Annotated in this window: 22 protein-coding genes; 5 read left to right on the forward strand and 17 right to left on the reverse strand. The window is 40.9% G+C overall.

Translation table 11 applies throughout. From position 1 onward, the window contains the following. Window positions 1-30: 30 nt before the first annotated feature. From ACYVIL_RS05230 to ACYVIL_RS05255, 6 genes are all read right to left on the reverse strand, one after another. A complete protein-coding gene (locus ACYVIL_RS05230; protein ID WP_460311816.1) occupies window positions 31-1,284 on the reverse strand; it encodes an allantoate amidohydrolase in 1,254 nt (417 codons plus the stop codon). A gap of 2 nt (window positions 1,285-1,286) precedes the next feature. After that, window positions 1,287-2,510, reverse strand: a complete 1,224-nt coding sequence (locus ACYVIL_RS05235; protein WP_460311817.1) for a pyridoxal-phosphate-dependent aminotransferase family protein — start codon at window positions 2,508-2,510, stop codon at window positions 1,287-1,289. A gap of 8 nt (window positions 2,511-2,518) precedes the next feature. After that, complete coding sequence (locus ACYVIL_RS05240; RefSeq protein ID WP_460311818.1) at window positions 2,519-3,340, reverse strand: sulfite exporter TauE/SafE family protein; 822 nt, start codon at window positions 3,338-3,340, stop codon at window positions 2,519-2,521. A gap of 19 nt (window positions 3,341-3,359) precedes the next feature. Further along, complete coding sequence (locus tag ACYVIL_RS05245) at window positions 3,360-4,955, reverse strand: gamma-glutamyltransferase family protein (protein ID WP_460311819.1); 1,596 nt, start codon at window positions 4,953-4,955, stop codon at window positions 3,360-3,362. Further along, window positions 4,952-6,139 (reverse strand): amidase, encoded by a 1,188-nt coding sequence (locus ACYVIL_RS05250; protein WP_460311820.1) that lies wholly within the window; start codon window positions 6,137-6,139, stop codon window positions 4,952-4,954. Before ACYVIL_RS05250 ends, ACYVIL_RS05245 begins: the two co-directional genes overlap by 4 nt. An 84-nt stretch (window positions 6,140-6,223) precedes the next feature. Further along, a complete protein-coding gene (locus ACYVIL_RS05255; RefSeq protein WP_460311821.1) occupies window positions 6,224-7,036 on the reverse strand; it encodes a MurR/RpiR family transcriptional regulator in 813 nt (270 codons plus the stop codon). A 101-nt stretch (window positions 7,037-7,137) separates the two neighbouring features. Between ACYVIL_RS05255 and cobB the strand changes: the two genes are divergently transcribed. From cobB to ACYVIL_RS05280, 5 genes are read left to right on the forward strand one after another with little or no spacing between them, the layout of a single operon-like run. Further along, entirely contained in the window at window positions 7,138-7,857 is a 720-nt protein-coding gene (gene cobB / locus ACYVIL_RS05260) for a Sir2 family NAD+-dependent deacetylase (RefSeq protein ID WP_460311822.1), read from the forward strand. Continuing rightward, window positions 7,857-8,513: a LysE family translocator gene (locus ACYVIL_RS05265; RefSeq protein WP_303472130.1), complete on the forward strand. Its 657-nt coding sequence runs from the start codon at window positions 7,857-7,859 to the stop codon at window positions 8,511-8,513. Before cobB ends, ACYVIL_RS05265 begins: the two co-directional genes overlap by 1 nt. A gap of 17 nt (window positions 8,514-8,530) precedes the next feature. Beyond that, window positions 8,531-9,289 carry a hypothetical protein gene (locus tag ACYVIL_RS05270; RefSeq protein WP_460311823.1) on the forward strand — a complete coding sequence of 253 codons (759 nt, stop codon included), beginning with the start codon at window positions 8,531-8,533 and terminating at the stop codon, window positions 9,287-9,289. Beyond that, window positions 9,282-10,088 carry a glucosaminidase domain-containing protein gene (locus ACYVIL_RS05275; protein ID WP_460311824.1) on the forward strand — a complete coding sequence of 269 codons (807 nt, stop codon included), beginning with the start codon at window positions 9,282-9,284 and terminating at the stop codon, window positions 10,086-10,088. Before ACYVIL_RS05270 ends, ACYVIL_RS05275 begins: the two co-directional genes overlap by 8 nt. Beyond that, on the forward strand, window positions 10,085-10,714 hold the full coding sequence (locus tag ACYVIL_RS05280) for a DUF2987 domain-containing protein (protein ID WP_460311825.1): 630 nt from the start codon (window positions 10,085-10,087) through the stop codon (window positions 10,712-10,714). Before ACYVIL_RS05275 ends, ACYVIL_RS05280 begins: the two co-directional genes overlap by 4 nt. Window positions 10,715-10,730: 16 nt before the next feature. Here ACYVIL_RS05280 and ACYVIL_RS05285 read toward each other — a convergent pair whose 3' ends face one another. From ACYVIL_RS05285 to ccoO, 11 genes are all read right to left on the reverse strand, one after another. Further along, window positions 10,731-11,795, reverse strand: coding sequence for a patatin-like phospholipase family protein (locus ACYVIL_RS05285; RefSeq protein ID WP_460311826.1), 1,065 nt, complete (start codon window positions 11,793-11,795; stop codon window positions 10,731-10,733). Between the two features lie 15 nt (window positions 11,796-11,810). Beyond that, window positions 11,811-12,716, reverse strand: a complete 906-nt coding sequence (gene ttcA, locus ACYVIL_RS05290; RefSeq protein ID WP_303472120.1) for a tRNA 2-thiocytidine(32) synthetase TtcA — start codon at window positions 12,714-12,716, stop codon at window positions 11,811-11,813. 117 nt (window positions 12,717-12,833) lie between these two features. Continuing rightward, entirely contained in the window at window positions 12,834-13,766 is a 933-nt protein-coding gene (gene uspE, locus ACYVIL_RS05295; protein ID WP_303472118.1) for a universal stress protein UspE, read from the reverse strand. Between the two features lie 113 nt (window positions 13,767-13,879). After that, window positions 13,880-14,617, reverse strand: a complete 738-nt coding sequence (fnr, locus tag ACYVIL_RS05300) for a fumarate/nitrate reduction transcriptional regulator Fnr (RefSeq protein ID WP_303472117.1) — start codon at window positions 14,615-14,617, stop codon at window positions 13,880-13,882. Window positions 14,618-14,642: 25 nt separating this feature from the next. Next, window positions 14,643-15,308 carry a sulfite exporter TauE/SafE family protein gene (locus ACYVIL_RS05305; protein ID WP_303472116.1) on the reverse strand — a complete coding sequence of 222 codons (666 nt, stop codon included), beginning with the start codon at window positions 15,306-15,308 and terminating at the stop codon, window positions 14,643-14,645. Further along, window positions 15,305-15,490: a cbb3-type cytochrome oxidase assembly protein CcoS gene (ccoS, locus tag ACYVIL_RS05310; protein WP_303472114.1), complete on the reverse strand. Its 186-nt coding sequence runs from the start codon at window positions 15,488-15,490 to the stop codon at window positions 15,305-15,307. The genes ACYVIL_RS05305 and ccoS overlap by 4 nt, the downstream gene beginning before the upstream one ends. A 12-nt stretch (window positions 15,491-15,502) precedes the next feature. After that, window positions 15,503-17,890, reverse strand: a complete 2,388-nt coding sequence (locus ACYVIL_RS05315; RefSeq protein ID WP_460311827.1) for a heavy metal translocating P-type ATPase — start codon at window positions 17,888-17,890, stop codon at window positions 15,503-15,505. Next, complete coding sequence (locus tag ACYVIL_RS05320; RefSeq protein WP_303472111.1) at window positions 17,890-18,381, reverse strand: FixH family protein; 492 nt, start codon at window positions 18,379-18,381, stop codon at window positions 17,890-17,892. Before ACYVIL_RS05320 ends, ACYVIL_RS05315 begins: the two co-directional genes overlap by 1 nt. Window positions 18,382-18,451: 70 nt before the next feature. Beyond that, entirely contained in the window at window positions 18,452-19,432 is a 981-nt protein-coding gene (ccoP, locus tag ACYVIL_RS05325; protein WP_303472109.1) for a cytochrome-c oxidase, cbb3-type subunit III, read from the reverse strand. Continuing rightward, window positions 19,425-19,610, reverse strand: coding sequence for a cbb3-type cytochrome oxidase subunit 3 (locus ACYVIL_RS05330; RefSeq protein WP_303472107.1), 186 nt, complete (start codon window positions 19,608-19,610; stop codon window positions 19,425-19,427). Before ACYVIL_RS05330 ends, ccoP begins: the two co-directional genes overlap by 8 nt. Window position 19,611: 1 nt before the next feature. Beyond that, window positions 19,612-20,217 carry a cytochrome-c oxidase, cbb3-type subunit II gene (gene ccoO, locus ACYVIL_RS05335; protein WP_303472105.1) on the reverse strand — a complete coding sequence of 202 codons (606 nt, stop codon included), beginning with the start codon at window positions 20,215-20,217 and terminating at the stop codon, window positions 19,612-19,614. Between the last annotated feature and the right edge of the window lie 4 nt (window positions 20,218-20,221).

Genomic DNA, 20,221 nt, shown 5'->3' on the forward strand with positions numbered 1-20,221 from the left:
TCGAATTATTGAAGGTGAAAATAGTGCGCTTTAGGCTACCAGCTCGCTACTTTCACCGTATTGCTTTGCTAATTGTTCCACGTAAGATTTTAACACTAACATCGTATCTTTAACGTCTTCAAAAGTCACTGACTCAGCAGGGTGGTGACTGATCCCCTTAGCGCATCTTACAAACAACATGCCTGTTGGGCACAAATCAGCCATTGCCATGGCATCATGTCCGGCACCCGAACTTAACACGAAGGGGTTAATATTATTCATTGCACAAGCCGCTTCGAGTTGTGACATGATCTCTGGGTGGCAGAGGGTTGCATCGGCTTCGTGGGTTAGATGTTCCGCTACTTTTAGCCCGCGCAGTTGTGCGATATGTGCCACTTTACTTTTGATCTGTTCAATACATTGATCACGTTTGCTATTGTCTAAGCTGCGAACATCTAAGCTAATCGTTGCGTTACCGCTGATCACGTTCACGGCATTAGTTTGTGATTGAATCTGCCCCACAGTGGCTACAACCTCATGTTCAATTGCAGCCTGCTCTATGGCTAAAATCATTTCCGCAGCCCCCGCTATGGCATCTTGACGTAATGCCATAGGCACGGTTCCAGCATGACCAGCGTGACCTTCAATATCTATTTTATAGCGTTTAGCACCGGCAATACCGCTTACAATTCCTACGGGTAAATGTTGACTCTCTAAAACAGGGCCTTGCTCAATGTGTACTTCAACAAACCCCAATAGTCCGCTTTGTGCTCTGCTGGCATTATGAATATTGTTGATATTAAGCCCAAATTCTCGCAGTGCTGCAGCAACAGTGACATTATTTTTATCCAACAGGCCTGCCCATCGATCTTGCCAGGTTCCTGCTACGGCTCTGCTGCCCAATAAAGTGGTTCCGAAACGCGTGCCTTCTTCATCAGCGAAGCCAACAATCTCAAGGTTAAATGGTAAGTCAATGGCGTTATCTGCAAACCATTGAACTAAACTCAACGGTAACAGTACACCCAAGATGCCATCATATTTGCCACTATTGGGAACGGTATCTAAATGACTACCGATAATTAAGGTTTCGGCATTTTCATAAGGACTTTGATAACTTCCCCACTGATTACCCGCCTCATCTTGCCAAGTGCGCATTTTAGCTTGTTCCATCCAACTTGCGACTAACTGATTTGCGAGCTTATGTTCTTTGGTTAAATAGCGACGATCTATGTAGTCTGGATTTTGACTGATTAACGCCAATTCGTCACATCGTTGGAGGACAGTTTGAACATAGGAAGTAAACATCTTTAGTTCTCCTCGTTTGCATAAACATCAAAGGCCATATCGGTAGCCAAACCAGGTTGTAATTGGTGACCAGCGCGCCTCAATGTATTTTCAAGTGCTTGTAATGTATGTAAAACCGTATCTTTTCTGGCGTTATAGCCCATGGTCCCAATACGCCATATTTTGCCGTGAAGAGGACCAAAAGAAGTACCAATTTCAATGTTATATTGGTGCAGAAGTTGTTCACGAATTTGCTCGCCATTGACATTTTCTGGAATATAAACACCAACCACATTATTCATTTTGTGTTTTAAATCCCCAAATGGCGATAGGTTCAGACCCTTAACACCTGCGAGCATTGCATCACCATGTAATTTGTGGCGTTGAATGCTGTTTTCGACCCCTTCTTCTAATAGTTGCAGGGCGCATTCTCGAGCCGCATATAACATCGAGGTAGCTTCAGTATGGTGGTTGAGTCGTTCTTCTCCCCAATAATCAAGGATCATTGGAATATCGAAATAATTTGAACGTATTCGCAAACCTAAGCCATCTGCGTGTTGCTCATTTCGAATGCCAGCTTCAACATGTTGTCTTTGCCTCACTCGTTGCACGTATTTTTCACTCAACGTAATAGGTGCACTGCCTGAGGGGCCGCCAAGACACTTTTGTAAGCCAACAGAAACTGCATCTAATTTCCACTCATCGGCTTTAAACGGGTTACCCCCTATTGAAGCGGTGGCATCGCTGTAAAATAAAACATCGTATTTTTCACAAATTTCGCCAATATTTTCTAGAGGTTGTAGCATTGTGGTAGACGTATCACCTTGTACTAATGCCAACACTTTTGGACGTATTTTTTGAATGGCTTGTTCTATTTGTTCTGGCTGGAAAATCTCACCCCAAGGAACTTCAATGGTGTGAACTTTCGCTCCAGCACGCTCACTTATTTCTGCCAATAAATGTCCAAAGCGCCCAAACACAGGCACCAATACGTCATCGCCAGGTTCAATACAAGATACCAAGACCGCTTCAATGCCGGCTCTGGAAGTACCATCTATCAATAATGTTGCATCATTTTGGGTATTGAATACACCTCGATATAACGACATGACTTCATTCATGTAACCTGTCATAACAGGATCATATTGTCCAACCAGCTGAGTAGACATGGCATTCAGGACCCGCGGATAACAATTTATTGGACCAGGACCCATTAAAAGGCGAGGTGGGGGGCTAAGTAACGACATGATTCTCCTTAAAGTAGCACTTGAATAAGCATTCGACCGCCGGTAATTAACAAGGCAACGGCAAACACTCTTTTTAATAAATTACCATCTAGTTTAGCGCCAAGAGAAGCACCTACTGGGGCAAAAAGAACAGTCAGTGGGACGATACAAATAAAGCCCACTAGGTTAACCAATCCATAGGTAAAAATAGGTGCATCTACAGGTGTTTGGCCTAGAACCAACATGGTTAGGGCTCCCGGCAGGGAAATAATTAATCCAATGGCGGCAGCCGTTCCCACCGCTTTATGGGCAGGGTAGTTAAAGGCGGTTAAAATAGGCACTGACAGGGTGCCACCACCGATGCCGACCATGGAACTCAACATACCAATAATACTAGCAATAACGCTTTGGCCTGGGCCCTTGGGAAGCTGATTGAAAATAGGTGGTTTAGAGGCTCTAAACAGCATATTCAACGCCGCCAATGTGGCGATAATGGCAAACATTAAGGTTAACCAGTAACCATTTACGATGGTGACTAAGAAACTGCCAATGAGGACACCAAGTAACACGAATATCCACCAAAATTTAAGTAATTCGAAATCGACATTGCCTTTTTTGCGATGGGAACGAATTGAACTTACCGATGTAGGAACTATGGTTGCCAGTGATGTGGCTGTGGCAATTAACATGGCAGAACTTGGCTCAACGCCAAAGTGTTGGAACAAAAAATACAATACGGGAACAATAACAATTCCGCCACCGACACCCAGTAAACCCGCTAAAATACCTGCAAACACTCCTGTTGCCATGAGTGCGAGTATTGTTGGGTAATTTTCGATTATTAAATCCATATACTATTACTTCTCTTTTTTAGTAAGGAAAGGCTTTGCCGTCACTACGGGGATCGGTAGCCGCACTGACTTGGCCATCTGGATTGCGTATTATCATGCCAGCATGACCCATCATTTCGTTATTGGGGGGAACAATCGCAATGTCGTGCCCCTTAGCTTGCAATGATTCAAGAATGAGTGGATCAATGTCGGCTTCGATTTTTAGATTATGGGATTGATCTCCCCATGTACGTCCTAACAACCATCTGGGAGATTCAATTGCTTCGTCCAAGGATAAGTTTTGGAAAACATGGCGACTAAAAATCGCCCCTTGGGTTTGTGGTTGACCTTCACCACCCATAGTGCCGTAACTTATTCGTCTTCCGTCTTTAAGTTCTGCGAATGCTGGATTCAAGGTGTGAAATGGTTTTAAACCTGGCGTTAAGTATTGGTTTGAATTTTCATCTAAGCTAAAAGAGGTGCCGCGGTTGTTCCATACAATCCCTGTTGAGTCTGACACTACACCGCTGCCGAATTCCCAATATAGACTTTGGATATAACTTACCATTCTGCCTGAGTTATCACAGGCTCCCATCCACACGGTATCACCCAATTTCGCTTCATTTGGCCAATCTAGTGCTTTGCTTGCACTAATTTTCGTTGCCAAAGCATCAATAATTGAATCATCCAGCATCTCTTCTAAAGGACGCTCTAATCGACTTCCATCAGTAACAAATTGGTTACGAATTAAGAAGGCTTGTTTAGTACATTCGATTAATAAATGGGGATATTCATGTTCGCCAGACGCCAAATGTTTAACTTTGTCGAACAATGCCAGTATAAGCAGCGAAGCAACTCCCTGGGTTGGCGCACCAAGGTTGTATAATTTACCAACGGAAATATCCACACTCAAAGGGTCGACTAACTTAGCCTGATACTCAATGAAGTCTTTTTCCCGCAAAGGTGAACCTGCTGCAGTTAAATCAGCAGCTAATTGCCTACCAATGTCACCTCGATAGAAATCATCCAGTCCCTTTTCAGCTAATTGGGATAAGGTGTTTGCTAATTTTGGCAATTTAACAATTTTGCCTTTTTTGAGGGCTTTACCTTTGATTAAAAACTGATCGAACGGAGGACTTTGGTGTAATTCGTCAAATGTCTTAAAACTGGCGTCTGTTAAACTTTGCGTCACTTCCAGTCCCCATTGGGCTTGTCCGATTGCGGTTGATAACAGTTCATTTAACGGTTTATTTTGCTGCCATTGTTGGCTGACTTCTAATGCCTTTTGCCAACCTGAAACTGCACCGGCCATCGTTAACGCCGCTTTTCCGCCTCTTGATGGGATGGCTTCAAGATCTTGATAGAATTCTGAAGTGGCAAGATTCGCTGCACAACCGCTAGCATCAATACCAATAGGGGCTTTTCCGGGTTCACTAATTATCCAAAAACCATCTCCCCCTAAACCATTCATATGGGGATACACCACCGCAATTGAGGCAGCTGCTGCAACCATAGCTTCAATGGCTGTGCCTCCCGTATCCAGAATATGTTGTCCGGCTTGCGCTGCTGCATAATGGGGAGCGGTAAAGCCTGTTGTGGTAGATGTATGTTCTATATTTTGTGTTTTATGTTTCATTTAGCCGTTCCCATAAGTTTTTGGCCTAAGCTTAATAACGATAAATCGCTATTTCTAGGTCCTAAAATCGACAAACCATAGGCTGTTTTATGTTGTTTAAATAGCGGCATATGTAATTGTGGACAACCTGTTAAACCGGAAATACAGGTAAATTGCATAAGCTTTTTTCGATAGTCTGCAATTTCTAATGCCGAAGTATCAATTCTTGGCGCAGGACCAGGGGTAGTGGGTAATAGTAAATACTGGTCTTGGGTTAAAAGTGTAGCAACCTTATTTTTTATTTTTTGTTGTTGTTCGATGGCGAATAGCTCGTCTTCTATAGTGAGTGTTTTACACCAATCAAATCGTTGTTGTATATCGTCTGCAAACTTAGGTTGTGAGTTTGTAATCCAATCACCATGAGTTTGCCAGATTTCTCTTCCTTGTAACACTCTAAATGCGTTAGATGCCATTTCAACATCAACGGCGGTGATTGCTTGGCTTGTTACATCTTGATGAGAAAAGGTTGCTTTTAGCCAATCTTCAATCTCAGATTTATATTGCGTTAATTCAATCAAATCGGTAAGTACAACTGGGGTGCTAAAGCTATGATCATCTAGGTGTTGATTGGGGATGAGACATTTAGCGACTTCGATAGCATCTGCAATTGTGTTTGTGATCCATCCAGGCGTATCAAATGAAGGGGCTAGGGGGACAACATTTTTTAACGAAATAAGACCCTGTGTGGGTCTAAATCCAACCAAATTATTATAACTTGCTGGTACACGAATGGAGCCACCTGTATCCGTACCTAACCCTATTCGCGCTAAATTACGTCCAACAGCGACAACGGTGCCGCTTGATGAGCCACCACTAATACGCTCCTCATCCAAACAGTTTACTAGTGAAGGATAGTGTATATTCTGACCATTTAGACTGTAGGCCAATTCATCGGTAATGGTTTTACCTACAAATTCGGCACCGGCATTAAGCAGGCGAGTGACAGTCTCCGATGTCTGAGTTGGAATCGGATGTGTTGCTGCCCAATCTGGGTTTCCAGCAGTTGTGACCATACCGTCAATATCAAACAAATCTTTTACAGCCAGAGTCCAACCTTTTAAGGGCTGTATTTTTGCGCGGTAACGTGTTTTGTTTATATCTAATTTAACGGGTAGTACGAATGGCGAGTGAAATGAGAAGTTCATGAAACCAATCTTAATTAAACATACCCCTATGAAACAACTGTTTCACCAATTAGTCAAGAGAAACAAATCAGTAAATGCCAGTTTTTATTCTAATTCGTCTAATTGTTTAAACAAATTTGAAATCGCATCAATACGATTTTGTTTAGCGTAAATTTCCGAGTTTAGGATTTGATTACAGATTACTGAAATAACACTCATGGGAGCGGAATAGCTGTCGAGGGGCAATTCTTGTCCTAATTGGCATATAAATAATTGGTTGACCTGTTCTTTGTATATTTGCGCAGAGGGATCTGCCATTAATACAAGTTGCTCTTGGGGAATTAGGTTGATGAGTTTTTCAACGATTTTAGGGCGACGACGAAAGGCAATTATGATGACTAATTCATCCTTAGAGATGTCTTCTATTTCTTCCCCGAGTGTTTGACCTGGCAAGGGTAAAAGTCTCACTTTACCGCGTATTTGGAGGAGTTGTTGGCGAAAATGCATGGCGACGGGGTAACTATTTCTAAAGCCAATTAATGTAATTCGAGAAGCCAAGGTGATTGACTCAACTAACTGATTGATATCTTCAGACTTAACGTTATCCCAAGTTTGTTTTATTCGATCTAATTCCTGAGTAATATAATCATTATTTTTATGGGCAGTGCCCAGAGGGACACCTGCATTGCGCGCGTTGCGCATTTGCTCTTTGACTTGTTGTAGGTTGTCGTAACCGAGTTGCCGGAAAAATCGACTAACAGTAGCTTTTGAAGTCAATGTGATTTGTGCTATCTCTGCTACCGATAGGGTTAGCACATCAGTGGGATTTTGTTGCAAGTAATTGGCAATTTTCCGCCCATTAGGAGACAGCTGCTGGTAAGATTGTGAGATTAGCTTTACAAATTTAGATTTTGGCAAACCATTTTCCACGTCAATGAGTAAATCCAGAGCTAGTGTAACTAAAAGCGCGCCATCTACAAAGTTTAAACAATTCATTATTAAGGAATAAAATACAAATCATGTTTGAAGGCTTCTCAAAATCGAGCAAAGTAGTTGTGTTAACCGGTGCCGGCATCTCTGCTGAGTCAGGTTTAAAAACCTTTAGGGATAATGATGGCTTATGGGAAAAACATCGCGTTGAAGATGTGGCGACACCTGAAGCCTTTGTGCGTAACCCTGATTTAGTTTATCGTTTTTATAATCAGCGCAGAGCGCAACTGCAATCCCCAGACATCGCACCTAACAAGGGGCATTTAGCCTTAGTTGAACTGGAAAAATATTTGGCCGACAACTTTCTTTTGATCACTCAAAATGTGGATGACTTACATGAAAGAGCGGGTTCAAAACGAGTGTTACACATGCATGGTGAGTTGCTCAGCTACCGCTGTATGGGAAGTCAAAAAGTGAGTCAAACCAAAGAGCAGTACGATCAAAATAGTCAGTGCGAATGTTGTCAACAACCAAGTATGATCCGTCCTAATATTGTTTGGTTTGGGGAAATGCCTCTGTATATGGATGAAATATCTGACGCCCTAAGCAAAGCAGATATATTTATATCAGTAGGAACCTCAGGAAACGTTTACCCAGCAGCGGGGTTTGTCGAGCAAGCGAGTTTTCATGGGGCCCATTGTGTTGAGCTAAACTTAGAACCGAGCAACGGTTTTACTGCATTTAGTGAAAGCTATTATGGGCCAGCTACAAATGTCATTCCAAATTACATAGCGTCGTTAATAAAGTAATGAGTTTTCCTGATTTTTCCCCTTATTGGATCGAATTTGCGGCTATAGCAACCTTACATTTTTTTGCTGTGGCTAGCCCCGGCCCTGACTTTGCCGTGGTTTTGAAACAAAGTATTAGCAGTGGACGGCGTTCGGCAATGTTTACAAGTGTGGGAGTGGGCGTGGGTATCTTGATCCATGTCGCCTATTCATTACTGGGAATAGGGATCTTAATTAAAACGACCCCTTGGTTATTTCAAGCATTTGCGTATATAGCGGCGGCATATTTATTGTATTTAGGGTGGGGGGCTATTCGGAGTAAAGCCACGCCACTAGAAAATAGTGTATCATTCACAACAGAATCCACAGAAAAGCGGCTTACCTCTGATAAAAAGTCATTTTTAATTGGTTTAATGACAAACGGCTTGAATCCCAAAGCAACGTTGTTTTTTTTGACAGTATTTGCTGTGGCCGTCTCTCCACACACACCAGTACTCATAAAATTAAGCTATGGTCTTTATTTGGCCTTTGCCACAGGAGTTTGGTTTTGTTTTTTGTCTTACCTGATGAGTGGCACGAAAATTCGATCATCCTTACAAAAAAATGGTTATATATTTGATCGTTTTATGGGGGTGATATTAATTGTACTGGCGGTAAATCTGGTTTTTTCCACTTAATTTAAAAAGAAATATTGATGTTTAAACGTACAGATAAAAGTCATTCAGATCTGATTCAGCAGAATCTTAATGGCGAATATAACTTTAATTTAAAAGACATATTGGCCAAAGGCTTCGACAATACGATGAGTAGTATCTTAGTGTTTCTACAAATGCTGCTTGTCGTTTTTGGTTTAAGCATGGTTATTGCGCTTTTTTACATCAAGTTCAATGGAATTCAGACCATGGAGCAATTTAGCCAAGGACATTTGATGACATTGGATTTGATCATTCAGTTGGTTTTAGCCCCAGTGACAGCAGCGTTAATGTTGCAAGGAGCCAGATCTCACTTAAAAAAATTGGCTTCTATAAAATTTTTATTTTCAAAGTTGCCCCAAGCTCTGCCTATTTGTTTAGTCACGGCTTTTATTTTAGTGATTACTAAAGCAGGCATGACGCTATTTATCTTGCCTGGTTTATATTTAATGATTGCCACGAGCTTTGCGGTTTTATTAGTGGCAGACAAAAGAATGACACCCATTGCTGCACTCATTCTGTCAATTAAAATGGTAAATCGTTATTTATTCCCATTTACTATTTTATACGGCGTATTCTTAATATTGTTGGTGCTATCAATCCTTTCATTTGGGATTGGTTTGCTACTGTTCTTACCCTTCTATTATAATATAAATGGTTTGTTGTATTGTGAACTTTTTGGATACGGTAGCAGTAGCAATAACTTTAGTGATGAGGCCCAACAAAAAGGGGCTGACGGAGATTGTACATTTGATGCGTGACCTCGATTTTCCAACTCCACGACGTATCCTTTATTTAAGCGTCATCTGGGTGTTTGGTGCCGTAGTGTTAAGTTACCCTTTTTTGTTCCCACCGAAGAAGTTAGATCCTTTTAATGAACAAAATATTGCACCTTATACTGAGCAAGAAATGCCTAACTTTGCTGAGATCACGCCCGTATTGTTGCGGAAAAAAGCATTTTTTGACTATTTACTTCCTGCAATTCGTCACCATAATAAAGTCATTCTTGAAAAGCGGTCGTTTCTTAAAGAATTAAAAGATGTAATAGGAAAGCAACCTTTAAGTGATTTACAACAAACTAGGCTAGATTCCCTGATTGCAGAGTATCGAGTTAATCCTGAAGATGACCAAGAAGTCATTGTGAGTCGTTTATTGGGTAAAATTGATGTTATCCCCGCTGAATTGGTTCTGATGCAAGCTGCTAATGAGTCGGCTTGGGGCACTTCTAGATTTGCCCGCAAAGGTTTCAATTTCTTTGGACTTTGGTGTTTTCGAAAAGGCTGTGGTTTTGTGCCTAAACGCCGTAATCAAGATGCCGCCCACGAAGTCGCTAAATTTAACAGCTTAGAGCATGCAGTTCGCACTTATTTTAGAAACATTAATCGTCACCAGGCCTATGCTCAGTTAAGGGAGATTCGGGCAAATTTACGTAATAATGATCAACAAATAACCGCTGAGAAGTTAGCTAAAGGCTTAAAAAATTACTCTGAACGAGGTGATGAGTATATTCATGAGCTAATACAAATGATACGTTTTAATAGGAAGTTTTTACCCACATGAAATTTTTGAGTTTTACATTTTTGTTGTTGAGTTTAAGTTGCTCTGCTTTAGCTGATTCCCTGTCTGTTGAATACGCAAGTTTTTATAGCCACCTTAGAAAAATTGATAATGAAGAAACTCCTGCTTTGCAGTTTGCCTTTGGGTTCAAGAATGTTAGGAACGGTGATTTGTGCCAAATTCAGTCGGCGAATATTGTGACCCAGAAAGTAACCCTTCCCGTTACTATTACACCAGAATATCGTTTTTTACTGCCAACTGAAAAAGCGTTAAAGCAAGCAAAAGCCATAGTTGAATTAGAACTGCTAGAAAATAGTAATCAGTGTGATATGTCGGTGCAACTTGAAACTAAGCCAAGTTATCTCAAAGCCCAATATAGCCATCAAGAATTACAAGATTTATATCAGCAATATGTGACATTTTTTGACGATATGGGCAGTTTTCTTTCGTTCTTAATGCCCTCGGTTAGTGGATTGCAGTTTTATTTCGATAGTGTTGATAAAGACTCGGTTCCCGAAGCCCTTTACGTGGACGAGCATCACGCAGTCGTGAGTAAAGATTGGCTAGAGCATGGCATGCAAGTTCATTTTTCTGATGCCCCATACAGAATTACAGCAATAACCAAGTAAATGAAATTGTGAGGGGCTAATCGAGACGCAATTGATACTTAATTTGTGCTGCAACACGATTCACACTTTGACGCCCCTCTTCAATTAACTCAGCAGCGCGGTGGAACTCCATGATGCCAAAATCTCTAAGTTGAGGCTCAATCAGAATGTCAGGAGGATCGCCAGCTAAGCGTGAACGTGTCACTCTAGCTTGAAGAATGTCTAAGGAGTTTGACATTACCCCCAGCATACTCGGTGTATTGTCTGTTAATTTCATCTTACTAGTCGTATGCGGTGTGGCTGTTTTATCTAGGTTATCCAAGGTTGATTCTGTGGATTCTGCTGGTGCCTCATTTTCTGATTTTATGCTTGATTCCAACGCCAAATCGTCTATATCTTCGATCTCTTCTAAAGATTCGAGCTCCTCGTCATCAATATCTTTTTTAAATCTACCGCTGAAAATGCGTTGCATAAATGAGTGACTTTTATTGAAAAAATCGTTGGTTCGCTTCTGGTTGTTTTCATGTTCCATCTGATACTGCGCCTGTATTTCAGGTCGAAAGTCAGCACTCAAATTTACCGCAAAAACAAAATCTGCACCGAGCTGGCGACACAAATTTACCGGCACAGGGTTCACCACCGCACCGTCTACTAACCATCGCCCTTTATACGCAATAGGCGGAAATAGTGCTGGTATCGCACAAGAAGCTCTGACAGCTTCGCCTATGGGCCCTTGGGTAAATGAAACCTCTTTACCGCTATAAAGGTCGGTTGCCACTACACCTAGTGGTTTGGATAATTGCTCAAATTCTCGTTCACAGAAGTTTTCCTCTAGCGCTTTAAACACTTTTATTCCGCTGGCAAGCCCGCCTTTGCGAAAACCAACTCCCATAAGCCCTAATACTTGCCATTCTGATAAAGAGCTGGCCCAGTCTGCTAGGGGCTCTAACTTATTACTCGCATAAGCCGCACCCACGTATGCGCCTATTGAACAACCTGCTACCACATCTACCTCGATGCCAAGTTCTTCTAAAGCTTGAATAATGCCGATATGCGCCCAGCCCCTAGCGGCACCGCTTCCTAATGCTAATCCAATTTTCATTTATTGAAATGATCCTTAACTTATATTAATAATATTGACTGTTTCATCTGTATTTATAGATGAAGGGGAGAAGTCATCTTGATCAAATCCAATGTCACCGTTAGCGAACGGCGTTTGTTGTGTCTCTAGGGTTTTAAAGTCGAAGAGTTCTTTATCGGCAAGGTGAGATGGAACCACATTTTGCATTGCCTTGAACATACTTTCTATTCTACCAGGAAAACGCTGGTTCCAATCATTCAGCATATTTTTTATCACTTTGCGTTGCAGGTTTTCTTGTGAACCACACAAATTACAGGGAATAATAGGAAATTCGACGAGATCTGAATACTGGCTGATTTCTTTTTCTGAGCAATAGGCTAACGGCCGTATTACCATTTGTTTACCATCATCGCTGACTAATTTTGGCGGCATGGATTTTAAGCGTCCACCATAGAACATGTTTAAAAATAACGTTTCCAACATGTCATCTCTGTGGTGCCCCAAGGCAATTTTGGTTGCGCCTAAACGGGTCGCTGTTTTATACAATATTCCTCTTCTTAACCTAGAACAAAGAGAACAAGTGGTTTTTCCTTCAGGAATTTTATCTTTGACAATGGAGTAGGTATCTTCGGTTACTATTTCAAAGGGGACCTGCAAATTGTCTAAGTAATTAGGCAGTATCTCAGCTGGAAAGCCAGGTTGTTTCTGATCTAAATTTACCGCGATAATCTCAAAGTTAATGGGGGCAATTTTTTTAAGAAACATTAATATATCGAGCATGGTGTAACTGTCTTTTCCACCAGACAAGCAGACCATTACTTTATCGCCATCTTCAATCATATTGAAATCGGCAATCGCTTTACCTACATTGCGTCTTAAGCGTTTTTGGAGTTTATTGAAACTGTATTTTTTACTCTCAGACAGAGACTCGAGCTTACTCATCTTATTCCTAGAAAACATTGCTATCAGCCCAGATTATACCTGTCCTCCTAACGGACATAAATACTCTAATTTCAAATGTTTTTAATCAACACTGAGTCTGATAGCGTTTTTGTCTTGCTAGTGCTTAAGTGGACACTCAAATCCTTCGGGTTTAATTGCTAATACATCGCAATTGAGTGAGTCAATGGTGTGCTCAGCGGTATTACCGATAAGTGCTGCGGTTATACCTGTGCGACCTACGGTGCCAATAACAACGAGTTCAGCGTCAATGGTTTTCGCCACTGAAGGTATCACATCTTCTGGAAGCCCTTCGCTTAAATGCTGGTTTTCTTGGGGGATATTGAATTTTTCTGCATGTTCAAGCATCGCTTTTGCATGAAATTGTTTCACTGATTCAGTATAACCAACAGGGTCGAACTCTGGAATTTCGATGGCGATGTTTACAGGCGTTCCGGGATAAGAATTGACTAAGTTAATCTTACCTTCTAATAAATCCGCCATTATCGCAGCTTTTTTGGTGATGAGGTTATTTAAACTGCGGTGTTCTTCATCTTCGCTTCCCACATCAACAGCCGCTAAAATATTACCATTGACAGGCCAGTCATGCTCTTTGACAAGTAAAACTGGAACCGGAGATTTACGGAGAATATGCCAATCAGTTGGGGTGAATATGACTGACTTTAAGGTGTCGTGCTCATGAGTTCCTTTGACGATTAAATCATAACTGTGATCAATCACCTCGAATAAAATACTTTCATAAGGACGATTATGCCAAACGACTTTGATATCTACTGAAGTCGATGAATTGGTCGCTAAGGGTTCGACAATATTAGCAAGCCATTCGGTCTTGTCATCTACCACAGCCTGCCGCATTGTTTCGCGTTCATCTACCGTCAGCATAGTCGTCATTTCATATGAAAAATCGTATATAGATAGAAATGCGGTGATGCTCGCGCCGGTCTTTTGAGCCAACAAAAGGGCGCGCTTAAAAGCTTTCTGATCTTCTTTGGATGGATCGACAACAGCTAAAATTTTGTTAAAAACAGACATAAGTTAACTCCCTTCATAGATTTACACTCACAACTTAAGTGTATGGGTACTTTAGCTATTTTGCCAACTAACAGAGTAATTGTTTTGACCTATATCAACGTAACTGGAAAGACTTATCCGCACGCTTTGTTTTGCACAACATGCTCACCTAGTTTTTCTCTGAGGCCAGGTAAATTCAATATCTGAATAAACTTACCATCTACTTTTATGATATTTTCTTTTTGAAAGCGCGTTAATAAACGACTTACTGTTTCAACCGTGAGTCCGAGGTGATTACCTATTTCATTGCGCGTCATGGTTAAATTAAATTCTGTTTCTGAAAAACCACGGGAGTGAAAGCGATCAGACAAATTAACTAAAAAGTGTGCAAGACGCTCTTCCGCTGTGCGTTTATTTAACAGCATCATTAAACTATGATCTTGATTTATTTCGGTGCTCATGATTTTAAGCATTTCTTTGCGTAAAGAAGGTAGCTGCTCACTCATGGTATCAAGTTTATCGTAGGGTAATTCACAGACCATCGAGGTTTCCATGGCCTGATTATAACTTTGGTATTTTTCTGAAAAAAGTCCGTCAAATCCAACTATATCACCGGGGAAATGGAATCCAGTGATTTGTTGTTCACCATCTGGCGAGGTAATGTAGGACTTAAACGAACCTGTTCTTACGGCAAACAAAGAGGTGAATTTCTGCCCTGGTATAGTGAGTTGATCATTTTTATGTAAAGGACGTTTGCGTTCAATTATTTCGTCCAAACTTTCCATTTCTGTTTGATTTAACGCTACGGGAATACACAGATGGTTAAAACTGCAATTTTGGCAGCGAATACTAAACTTGTTCGAATCAGACATTAGTTAGTTCCATGTAATTCATCAGTTACCAATTATGAATCCCTTGATAACATAAAATCAAGCCAAATAAACATAATAAAACTGCTACGCTGCGTTTCACCATAGCATGAGTTAACCAATGTCTTATTTGAGTTGCGCTCGCACCCATTGCTAACATGATAGGTAGGGTGCCTAAACCGAAGCACAACATAGTTAGTGCACCTTGTACGACACCGCCAGTTGAAACACTCCAGGTTAATGTTGAATAAACGAGTCCACAGGGCAGCCAACCCCAAATCAACCCATAAGGGACAGCATACATTGGATGTTTAAATGGGATAAATCGTTTTGATAACGGGCTGATTTTACGCCAAAAAATTGCGCCAACGCGTTCTACCTTAGTCAGTAATTTCGACCATTGACCAACATACAAACCCAGTAATACCATAAATACGCCGCCAAAAAGAGTCAACGCTTGTGGATTGATAAAAGACTTAGTGGTGACAATTTGGCCTAATAGGCCTGCGATGGCTCCTGCAAGACTATAAGATAAAATACGCCCCGTATTATAGGCGATTAAGAAAGGCCATTGAGATTGGTTTTTTGGTAAGGCAAAAGTAAATGAGGTAACAATTCCACCGCACATTCCTGCACAATGTACACTCCCTGCAAGGCCGATTAAAATGGCAGAAAACCAGCTGATTTCGTTCATTTCTTTTCAGTTTTAGAGACTTTACTTTGTGCGTTCTTATCGACGTCGTCATCAAATAAAATGTTATAACCTTGACGCTCAAGGTCTTCAAATTGATTTGACTTTACCGCCCAAAAAAAGATCCCAATGGCTAACAAAACTAATAAAATAGCAATGGGTATCAGCACATAAATAATACTCAATTTAGTTTCCTATTAACGTAACAAGCGAATGGAGTTTGCTACCACAATGATTGAACTTAAAGACATACCAATTACCGCCATCCAAGGGCTTAAATACCCAGCCACTGCCAGGGGCAGAATAAGTGTATTATAACCGATAGCCCAAAGCATATTTTGCTTAATCTTATGGCGCACTTTAATTGCCATACTAACAGCAAATTTCACATTGCTTAATTTAGTATTCAATAAAATGATATCAGCTGAACGTTTTGCCATATCACTGGCGTCTCCAACAGCAATAGACACATCTGCTGCAGCTAATACTGGCGCGTCATTGATACCATCACCGATCATCAATACTTTATGCCCTTTGGCCTGCAAACTTTGGATATAGGTGAGCTTTTGTTGAGGCGTTTGTCTAAAATATACAGTGGATATGCCTAATGACTCGGCAACGGATAATGCATTTTCTTGTGCGTCACCGCTTAACATAACCAGTTGCTTGCTGTTTAAATCATGCACTAGTTGCTTCGCGTCTTTTTTGACTACATCTTTGATTTTAAAAGCAGCCAGTAACTGTTCACCGAGTTGTAAATATACTTTGGTGTCATCCGCATCCAAGGGCAAATCTGAAGCGCTATCTAAAATGCTTAGGTTGCCTATCTTGACGTTCTGAGACTGATAGATACCCTGCAATCCTTTACCAGCAATAGAAACGACTTGGCTGACTTCTAAAGGCGTCTCAGACTGGAAGGCTCGAGATATAGGATGTCTAGAAAATTGTTCGATTCCTGCGGCTAAATTGAGAACAAAACTTTCTTCACTTTGGTTAAACAATTCAACTTCGCTGACACTAAAATGACCATTGGTGAGGGTACCTGTTTTATCAAAAATAACCGTATCAACATCAGGCATTACATCAATAATATTGGCTCTTTTCACTAACAATCCATATTGATTTAACTTTGCAATCGCACTGGTTAAAGCTGTTGGTGTGGCAAGGCTAAGAGCACAAGGGCAAGTGGCAACTAAAATCGATATGGCGACCCAAAACGCACGCTCTGGTTGATAGGCTAACCAGCCTAAATAGCTGATAAGGGTGATACCTAAGACTATAATAATAAAATACTTTGAGGCTACATCTGCATACACGGCTGCTTTGGGCTTGTCTGCCAGGGCTAACTCCTGAAGACGTAGAATTTTATTCACCAGAGATAATTTAAGTTCATTTTCGACGATTATTTCAAAGGCACCTGATAGATTTATGGTACCGCCATAAACATGATCACCTGCGCTCTTTTTGATTTTTTCTGACTCACCAGTGAGCATGGATTCATCAACGCTACCCTCACCCGATGTGATCACGCCATCAACAGGAAAGGTTTCTCCAGGGCGAACTAAAATTTGTTGCCCTTTTTTAAGATGTTTCGCTAATACTGAGCTCTGTTTATTCTCACTATCTATTCGGATCGCGGTCAAAGGAATGTATTTAAACATATTGGCTGATATTAGACTGGCTTGGTGACGTGAACGATGTTCTAAATATCGGCTTATTAATAATAAAAATATGAACATACAGACAGATTCGAAATAGATTTCTCCCGTATTGGTTACGGTTGCCCAAGCACTCGCTACAAAAGTACCAATAATTGCAATTGAAACAGAAAAGTCCATGTTCACAGATTTCATTCGCAATGAACTAAATGCACTTTTATAAAACGTGAACCCTGAATAAAGCACAACAGGTGTAGTTAGTAAAAAGCTTACCCAATGCAAAAAGGTTTTAGTGGAATCTTCAATGGAACCAAAGATCCCAAAATACAGACCTATGGCTAACATCATAACTTGCATGCTCATCAGGCCAGCTAAGCCAATGCGTTTTAAATAGTTTTTGGATTCTTTTTGGTAAGAAGCTTCATGTTCGTCGGCTTGAAAGGGAAGGGCGTGGTAACCTACAGATTCAAGTTGTGCGATGATTTCACTAAGTTTTAATTGGGAATCTATCCAGTTAATCGTTGCTCTGCGGGCGGAAACATTCACGGCGATGCGCTTAATTCCTGGGGTTTTTAACAGTTGTTTTTCGATAAGCCATCCACAGGCTGCACAGCTTATGCCTTCAATAGTCAATTGTATTTGTTTCTGACTACCGTCATCGACTACAAACTCTTGTTGAATTTCTTCGTGATCATATGCTTTTAACCTATCAAGGGTTTCGGTTAGCTGTGCATCACCTTTATCAGCAAACTCCGTTCTAAATCGATAATAATCTTCTAATCCATTGTCAACAATTGCTTCAGCTACGGCTTGGCAACCGGGACAGCACATCTTTCGGGGTTCGCCTAATATCTCCGCCCAGAAAACCTCACCTTTTTGCATTGGAAGGCCACAATGATAACAGCTATTTGGATTACTATTTTCCATTAAGGGTTAAAATTGAAGGGTTCTTTCTGAGGTAAGCCTTTATCCTGCATTATTTTCCATTGCTCATCTAAAGGTGAAAGAGTGAGTTTCCATTTACCCGTAATTGGACTTTCTGCCGTGGCTTTATAATTGCCACTGGCATCTTGTGTGAGCAATAGTGAAAAGTCTTTATCTTGCAGAGTTGCATGGTAAAAGTGCAGTTTTAGGGCTTCTCCAGAATCAGGTTTGCCCGACAAAAACTCTAGTTGAACACGACTTCCATTAATGCTTAAAACCGTGGTGATTCCTTTTGCTTTCGCTTCTTGTATCTTGGTTAACTCTAAGTTAATTCCTTTGCCTTCTTTGTAATAATCGTCTATCACTAGACTATCATCAGTGTTCAATGCGAGATTTAACATAGTGACACTTAAGCAAATAGATACAACGGGTATGGTGATTAAAAACCAAGGCCAAAATTGTTTATACCAAGGTGTTTTATCTGAGCGATTCATGAATATTTACTTCTTATTTAAGAAAACAAAGCCTCGATAAACGAGGCTTTGTTTAGTAGTAGCTTATTGTTTATTTGTTTTTAGATAAACTATAAACATAGGTAGCGACTAGGTGTATTTTCTTTTCTCCCAAAGTATTTTTGAAAGAAGGCATTACACCTGCACGTCCATAATTTACTGTTTCAGTAACTACGTCTTTGCTTCCACCATATAGCCATATATTATCGGTTAAGTTAGGTGCACCCAGTGCTTGATTACCTTTGCCGTCAGGACCATGACACGCTGAACAAACTGCAAAGCGGGCTTTACCGGCTTCTTTTAAGTCAGGGTCTACTTGTCTGCCACTTAAGCTAAGAGCATAAGCTACAACTTCTTCAACACCTTTCTCTCCGAACGAAGGCAACCATGCAGCCATATTGGCTTGACGACCGTTGGTTAAGGTTTCCACTATCTTTTCAGGGGTTCCACCGTATAACCAATCATGGTCGGTTAGGTTAGGGAAGCCTCTTTGACCTCTAGCATCAGAACCATGGCACTGAGAACAGTTTTGCATAAACAAGCGCTGACCAATTTTTAATGCTTCTTCGTTATTCACCAAAACTTCAATTGGCTGTTCAGCATATTGGTTGAAAATAGGCGCAAATTTTTCTTCTGCTTTTTCAAGTTCCCGGTCATATTCAACACCCACGCCACCTAAGCCAAAGAGGGCAGTTTTAGCTTCTTCTCGAGAAGCTAATACGGCATCTTTAGATTCCTGCAGGGTCTGAATATCTTGGTTAGAACTTTTCCAACCTAACAAACCTTTCCAATTACCTAATCCAGGATAAAGTAATAAATATAAAATACCCCAAATCATGGTCATATAGAACATGATTGTCCACCATTTAGGTAGAGGGTTATTGATTTCGATAATGCCATCAAACGAATGATGCATATCGTCACCTTCAGCAACGCCTGTTTTGTTTAACAGACACCAACGTAAAATCAGGTAACACCCTAGAATTGTTCCCAATGAGATTACTGAGACCCAAATACTCCAAAAGCTACTCATTTATCGAAGACTCCCGCTCTTTTTTTTCTGTTTGTTGTGTTGGTTCATCATCAAAAACCAAATTTTCTGCTTCATCGAACCTTTTTTTAGCGCGGCTACTGAAAGCCCAAATCACTATGCCGATAAAGCAAATAAAGACCACAACTGTAAATATGCTACCCGCTGCACCGTAATCCATACTATTTCAGTGCCGTTCCTAGAGATTGTAAATAGGCGATTAATGCCTCCATCTCAGTTTTACCTTGTACTGCTTCTTTCGCACCAGCAATCTCTTCTTCAGTGTAAGGTACGCCAAAGTCTTTAAAAACGCGTAGCTTTTTCTCAATCAACTCACCGTCAAGGGTGTTTTCAGCTAACCAAGGGAAACCTGGCATATTTGACTCAGGTACTACGTTTCTCGGGTTTAGCAAATGAACGCGGTGCCAATCATCGCTGTAACGACCACCTACACGTGCCAGGTCAGGCCCTGTTCGTTTTGAACCCCATAAAAATGGATGTTCCCAAACGGATTCACCTGCCACAGAGTAGTGACCATAGCGCTCAGTTTCTGCTCTAAAAGGACGGATCATTTGGCTATGACAACCAACACAACCTTCGCGAATGTAAATATCTCGGCCTTCCATCTGTAAAGCGGTGTAAGGTTTAAGACCTTCTACTTTTTCCATTGTTTGTTGTTGGAACATTAGCGGTGTGATTTCTACCATGGCACCGAAACTAATGGCGATTAGTATAAATATCGCCATCAAACCAATATTCTTCTCAACCAGCTCGTGAACGTTTTTCATCTCA

The sequence above is a fragment of the Aliiglaciecola aliphaticivorans genome (assembly GCF_054782055.1).

What these genes read in the sequence shown, in the direction of transcription:
- ACYVIL_RS05230 (WP_460311816.1), bottom strand. Translation starts at nt 1,284, where the DNA reads ATGTTTACTTCCTATGTTCAAACTGTCCTCCAACGATGTGACGAATTG.
- ACYVIL_RS05235 (WP_460311817.1), bottom strand. Translation starts at nt 2,510, where the DNA reads ATGTCGTTACTTAGCCCCCCACCTCGCCTTTTAATGGGTCCTGGTCCA.
- ACYVIL_RS05240 (WP_460311818.1), bottom strand. Translation starts at nt 3,340, where the DNA reads ATGGATTTAATAATCGAAAATTACCCAACAATACTCGCACTCATGGCA.
- ACYVIL_RS05245 (WP_460311819.1), bottom strand. Translation starts at nt 4,955, where the DNA reads ATGAAACATAAAACACAAAATATAGAACATACATCTACCACAACAGGC.
- ACYVIL_RS05250 (WP_460311820.1), bottom strand. Translation starts at nt 6,139, where the DNA reads ATGAACTTCTCATTTCACTCGCCATTCGTACTACCCGTTAAATTAGAT.
- cobB (WP_460311822.1), top strand. Translation starts at nt 7,138, where the DNA reads ATGTTTGAAGGCTTCTCAAAATCGAGCAAAGTAGTTGTGTTAACCGGT.
- ACYVIL_RS05265 (WP_303472130.1), top strand. Translation starts at nt 7,857, where the DNA reads ATGAGTTTTCCTGATTTTTCCCCTTATTGGATCGAATTTGCGGCTATA.
- ACYVIL_RS05270 (WP_460311823.1), top strand. Translation starts at nt 8,531, where the DNA reads ATGTTTAAACGTACAGATAAAAGTCATTCAGATCTGATTCAGCAGAAT.
- ACYVIL_RS05275 (WP_460311824.1), top strand. Translation starts at nt 9,282, where the DNA reads ATGCGTGACCTCGATTTTCCAACTCCACGACGTATCCTTTATTTAAGC.
- ACYVIL_RS05280 (WP_460311825.1), top strand. Translation starts at nt 10,085, where the DNA reads ATGAAATTTTTGAGTTTTACATTTTTGTTGTTGAGTTTAAGTTGCTCT.
- ACYVIL_RS05285 (WP_460311826.1), bottom strand. Translation starts at nt 11,795, where the DNA reads ATGAAAATTGGATTAGCATTAGGAAGCGGTGCCGCTAGGGGCTGGGCG.
- ttcA (WP_303472120.1), bottom strand. Translation starts at nt 12,716, where the DNA reads ATGAGTAAGCTCGAGTCTCTGTCTGAGAGTAAAAAATACAGTTTCAAT.
- uspE (WP_303472118.1), bottom strand. Translation starts at nt 13,766, where the DNA reads ATGTCTGTTTTTAACAAAATTTTAGCTGTTGTCGATCCATCCAAAGAA.
- fnr (WP_303472117.1), bottom strand. Translation starts at nt 14,617, where the DNA reads ATGTCTGATTCGAACAAGTTTAGTATTCGCTGCCAAAATTGCAGTTTT.
- ACYVIL_RS05305 (WP_303472116.1), bottom strand. Translation starts at nt 15,308, where the DNA reads ATGAACGAAATCAGCTGGTTTTCTGCCATTTTAATCGGCCTTGCAGGG.
- ACYVIL_RS05315 (WP_460311827.1), bottom strand. Translation starts at nt 17,890, where the DNA reads ATGGAAAATAGTAATCCAAATAGCTGTTATCATTGTGGCCTTCCAATG.
- ACYVIL_RS05320 (WP_303472111.1), bottom strand. Translation starts at nt 18,381, where the DNA reads ATGAATCGCTCAGATAAAACACCTTGGTATAAACAATTTTGGCCTTGG.
- ccoP (WP_303472109.1), bottom strand. Translation starts at nt 19,432, where the DNA reads ATGAGTAGCTTTTGGAGTATTTGGGTCTCAGTAATCTCATTGGGAACA.
- ACYVIL_RS05330 (WP_303472107.1), bottom strand. Translation starts at nt 19,610, where the DNA reads ATGGATTACGGTGCAGCGGGTAGCATATTTACAGTTGTGGTCTTTATT.
- ccoO (WP_303472105.1), bottom strand. Translation starts at nt 20,217, where the DNA reads ATGAAAAACGTTCACGAGCTGGTTGAGAAGAATATTGGTTTGATGGCG.